Raw genomic sequence first — 4,261 nt, 5'->3', positions numbered from 1 at the left:
CGTGCGTGGGCTACCACTTCGGGTCTACAGGCGGGTGGCGGCTCGGATCAGGCCGGCGAGGGGCAGGGAGCGGCTGTGCGGGGGCCAGGCGATCACCGTGGTCACCGGCGGCGCGTCGGGCACCGGGACCGTGGCCAGGCCCTCGGTCAGGTTGACCCGGACCGACTCCGGCAGCACCGCCGCGGTGCGGCCGAGCGCGATCAGCTGCAACAGCTGCGTGTTGTCGTGGATCTGCGGCCCAGGCCCGTCGCGGTAGGAGCCGTCGCGGCGCGGCCACCGCGGCGCCGGCAGACCGGGCAGTGTCGCGACCTCGGCCATCCGGACATGTTCCCGAGTCGTCAGCGGATGCCCGGCCGGCAGCACCAGGACCTGCCCCTCCGAGTGCAGCTCCTCGGTGTCGAACCCGGCGATCGAGTCGAACGGCAGGTGCAGCAGCGCCACGTCGGCCCGCCCGTCGCGCAGCATCGGCTCCTGCTCGCCGATCCCGCACAGCACCACGTCCACGGTGACCGCTTCGGGCTCGGCGGCGTACGCGTCGAGCATCTTGGCCAGCAGCTCGATGGACGCGCCCGCCTTGTTCACCAGCACCAGGCGCGACCCGCCCGTGGCCGCCCGGCGGGTCCGCCGCTCGGCCGCCTCCACCGCGTCCAGCGCCGCCCGGCCCTCGCGCAACAGCGTCGCCCCGGCCTCGGTGAGCGAGACCGACCGGCTGCTGCGGTCGAGCAACGCCACGCCCAGCCGCCGCTCGATCTGCTGGATCGCCCGCGACAGTGGTGGCTGCGCGATGCCGAGCCGGTCGGCCGCCCGGCCGAAGTGCAGCTCCTCGGCGACGGCGACGAAATACCGCAGCTCCCGCGTCTCCATGCCGCCGACGATACCCGCACGGTATCGATGCCCACCCAGATGGTGTTGGAGCGGCGGCACCGCCGCGGACAGGCTCGGGGCATGACCACGAAGACCGCGCTGGTGACCGGCGCGAACAAGGGAATCGGGTACGAGATCGCGGCCGGCCTCGGCGCGCTGGGCTGGCGCGTCGGAGTCGGCGCCCGGGACGACGCGCGCCGGGAATCGGCGGTGGAGAAGCTGCGCGCGGCGGGACATGACGTGTTCGGGGTGCCCCTCGACGTCACCGACGACGCGAGCGTCGCCCGGGCGGCCGACCGGCTGGACGAGCTGGACGTGCTGGTCAACAACGCCGGAATCACCGGCGGGATGCAGCAGCGGCCGACCACGGCCGACCTCGACGTCGTTCGCACCGTGGTGGAGACCAACGTCATCGGCGTCATCCGTGTCACCAACGCGTTCCTGCCGTTGCTGCGCCGCTCGGCGTCGCCGCGGATCGTGAACATGTCCAGCGGGGTCGGCTCGCTCGCCCGGCAGTCCGCCCCCGACGCCTCGGAGTTGACGATCGGGCCGGTCGCGGTGGCGTACTCGCCGTCGAAGACGTTCCTCAACGGCGTGACCGTTCAGTACGCGCGGGAACTGCGGGACACCAACATCAAGATCAACGTCGCGTGCCCGGGCTTCGTGGCGACCGACCTCAACAACTTCCGCGGCGTCCGCACACCGGAGGAGGGCGCACACATCGCCATCAAGCTGGCGACGCTGCCCGACGACGGCCCGACCGGCGGCTACTTCGAGGACGCCGGCCGCATTCCCTGGTAGGTCAGGCGGGCTGGATCCAGTCGAAGGTGCGGGTGACCGCGCGGCGCCAGTTCGCGTACTCCGCATCGCGCAGTTTCGCGTCCATCGCCGGGATCCACTGGCCGGCCCGGTGCCAGTTGTGGCGCAGGTCCTCCAGGTCCGGCCAGTATCCGACGGCCAGCCCGGCCGCGTACGCCGCGCCCAGCGACACCGTCTCGGATGCCAGGGGGCGCACCACCGGCACGTCGAGGACGTCCGCGATCGTCTGCATCAGCAGGTTGTCCGCGGTCATCCCACCGTCCACCTTGAGCGTCTTGAGGGTGAGGCCCGAGTCGGCGTTCATCGCGTCCACCACCTCGCGGGTCTGCCAGGCGGTCGCCTCCAGCACCGCCCGGGCCAGGTGCCCCTTGGTGATGTACGAGGTGAGCCCGACGATCACGCCACGTGCTTCGCTGCGCCAGTGCGGCGCGTAGAGGCCGGAGAACGCCGGCACGATGTAGCAGCCGCCGTTGTCGGCGACGGTCCGGGCCAGGGTCTCGATCTCCGGTGCGCTGGCGATCAGCTCGAGCTGGTCGCGGAACCACTGCACCAGCGAGCCGGTGATCGCGATCGACCCCTCCAGGGCGTACGCGGCGGGCTGGCCGGCGATCTGGTACGCGATCGTGCTGAGCAGCCCGTGGCTCGAGCGGACCGGCTCGGATCCGGTGTTCAGCAGCAGGAAGCTGCCGGTCCCGTACGTGCACTTGGCCTCGCCGGGGGTGAAGCAGGTCTGGCCGAACAGCGCGGCCTGCTGGTCGCCGAGCGCCGCTCCGATGCGTACCCCGGGAAAGGCCGACTCGGCCGGGCCGAAGCCGCCGATCGACGGTCGCACCTCCGGCAACATCGCGCGCGGGATCCCGAAGAACTGCAGGGCCTGCGGCGACCAGTCGAGGGTGCGCACGTCGAGCAGCATCGTGCGGCTGGCGTTGGTCACGTCGGTGACGTGCAGGCCGCCGGTCATGTTCCAGATCAGCCAGGTCTCCATCGTGCCGAAGAGCACCTCGCCGCGCTCGGCCCGCTCGGCCAGGCCCGGCGTGTGGTCCAGCATCCAGCGCAGCCGCGGACCGGAGAAGTACGTGGCCAGCGGCAGCCCGCAGATCTCCTCGACCTCGGCCGCGCCGGGCCGCCCGCTCAACGCGTTCACCATCTCGTCGGTGCGGGTGTCCTGCCAGACGATCGCCCGGCCGATCGGCACGCCGGTCGCCGCGTCCCAGATCACGGTGGTCTCCCGCTGGTTCGCGATGCCGACCGCCGCCACCTGGTCGAGGCCGATCCCGGCCCGGCTCAGCACGCGCGGCGCGAGCCGGCGCAGGTTGCGCCAGATCTCCATGGCGTCGTGCTCGACCCAGCCGGGCTTCGGGAAGTGCTGTTTGTGCTCCTGCTGGGCGAGGGAGACGAGCTGGCCGCGCCGGTCGAACACGATACATCGCGTCGAGGTGGTGCCCTGGTCGATCGCGACCACGTAGCGCTCGGTCATTTTCGCCCCCTCAAAGGAGTCAGAGCTTGGCGGCTCCCAGATCCCGGGAGACCGCTCGGGCGGCCTCCCGGACGAAGCCGACGAGGTTGGCTCGTGGCCGGTAGTGGCTGTCGCAGACCCGCTCGACCGGTCCGGAGATGCCGATCGCGCCGACCACCAGACCGCCGTACCCCCGGATCGGGGCGGCGATGGCCGCCGCCCCCGGGGTGTGCTCCTCGACCTCCTCGGCCCACCCCGCCTCGCGCACCTTGTCGAGCATCGGGCGCAGCTCGGCCGGCGTGGCCACCGTCCGCCGGGTGAAGGACGCCATCGACTCGGGAAGCCCGACGCCGTTGGCCCGGTAGGCCAGCAGCACCTTGCCCAGCGCGGTCGCGTGCAGCGGCAGCAGCGTGCCGATGTCGAGCGTCTGGAACGTGTCGTCCGGCCGGAAGACGTGGTGCACGACCAGGACGTTGCCCTCCAGCACGGTCCCGATGCGGACCGCCTCGCCGCTGCGGGCCGCGAGCGGGTCGGCCCAGTTGATCGAGCGGGAGCGCAACTCGTTGATGTCGAGGTAGCTGCTGCCGAGGTGCAGCAACGCGGCGCCGAGCTGATATTGCCCGGACGTCTTCTCCTGCTCCACGAAGCCGACGTGCTGCAACGTGCGCAGGATGCCGTGGGTGGTGCCCTTGGCCAGGTCCAGTGATCGGGCGATCTCGGCCAGGCCGAGGCGGCCAGGACCGCCGGCCAGCACCCGGAGGATCGCGGCCGCGCGTTCGATCGACTGAACCGTTCCAGTCATGTTTCGAACCCTATGCGATGGGGTTGCCGATGTGATCCGCCGAACGTTCGGCAATGCCGAACGCCGTTCATTGCGGGCACGTGACGGCGTTCATAGCGTCGATGAGCATCGAACCCCACTAGGGAGGGCCCATGGCAGAACGATTGAAAATACCAGGCTTGATGGGCGAGCTCGCGGCCGAGTTCGCCGGCACGATGATCCTCATTCTGTTCGGTGTCGGCGTGGTGGCCCAAGTGGCCGGCGGCGGCATCGGCGACCACGACAGCATCGCCTGGGCCTGGGGCCTCGGCGTCATGCTCGGCGTCTACGTCGCCGGCCGG

5 protein-coding genes are annotated in these 4,261 nt (G+C 71.3%); 2 read left to right on the top strand and 3 right to left on the bottom strand.

Annotation, left to right across the window (positions count from 1 at the left end; all coding sequences use genetic code 11):
* Window positions 1–24: 24 nt before the first annotated feature.
* Window positions 25–864, bottom strand: a complete 840-nt coding sequence (locus AB0M20_RS29780; protein ID WP_364303638.1) for a LysR family transcriptional regulator — start codon at window positions 862–864, stop codon at window positions 25–27.
* 81 nt (window positions 865–945) lie between these two features.
* Between AB0M20_RS29780 and AB0M20_RS29775 the strand changes: the two genes are divergently transcribed.
* The gene (locus tag AB0M20_RS29775; protein WP_364303637.1) at window positions 946–1,665 is read left to right on the top strand and encodes an SDR family oxidoreductase; all 720 of its coding nucleotides are present in this window, start codon (window positions 946–948) and stop codon (window positions 1,663–1,665) included.
* A gap of 1 nt (window position 1,666) precedes the next feature.
* On the opposite strand, the gene glpK is transcribed toward AB0M20_RS29775, so the two are convergent.
* Window positions 1,667–3,160, bottom strand: coding sequence for a glycerol kinase GlpK (gene glpK / locus AB0M20_RS29770; protein WP_364303636.1), 1,494 nt, complete (start codon window positions 3,158–3,160; stop codon window positions 1,667–1,669).
* A 19-nt stretch (window positions 3,161–3,179) separates the two neighbouring features.
* Window positions 3,180–3,941 carry an IclR family transcriptional regulator gene (locus AB0M20_RS29765; RefSeq protein WP_364303635.1) on the bottom strand — a complete coding sequence of 254 codons (762 nt, stop codon included), beginning with the start codon at window positions 3,939–3,941 and terminating at the stop codon, window positions 3,180–3,182.
* A gap of 131 nt (window positions 3,942–4,072) precedes the next feature.
* Between AB0M20_RS29765 and AB0M20_RS29760 the strand changes: the two genes are divergently transcribed.
* On the top strand, window positions 4,073–4,261 hold a 189-nt coding region (locus tag AB0M20_RS29760), incomplete at its 3' end, for an aquaporin (RefSeq protein ID WP_364303634.1).

Origin of the sequence: Actinoplanes sp. NPDC051633 (assembly GCF_040681735.1) — a bacterium.
Classification (GTDB): Bacteria; Actinomycetota; Actinomycetes; order Mycobacteriales; family Micromonosporaceae; genus Actinoplanes.
Note: the sequence above shows the minus strand (reverse complement) of the source record. Positions and strands in the feature narration are given on the sequence as shown.

Bases quoted from the DNA above. Each gene is read 5' to 3' on its own strand.
- AB0M20_RS29780 (WP_364303638.1), bottom strand. From the start codon at position 864: ATGGAGACGCGGGAGCTGCGGTATTTCGTCGCCGTCGCCGAGGAGCTG.
- AB0M20_RS29775 (WP_364303637.1), top strand. From the start codon at position 946: ATGACCACGAAGACCGCGCTGGTGACCGGCGCGAACAAGGGAATCGGG.
- glpK (WP_364303636.1), bottom strand. From the start codon at position 3,160: ATGACCGAGCGCTACGTGGTCGCGATCGACCAGGGCACCACCTCGACG.
- AB0M20_RS29765 (WP_364303635.1), bottom strand. From the start codon at position 3,941: ATGACTGGAACGGTTCAGTCGATCGAACGCGCGGCCGCGATCCTCCGG.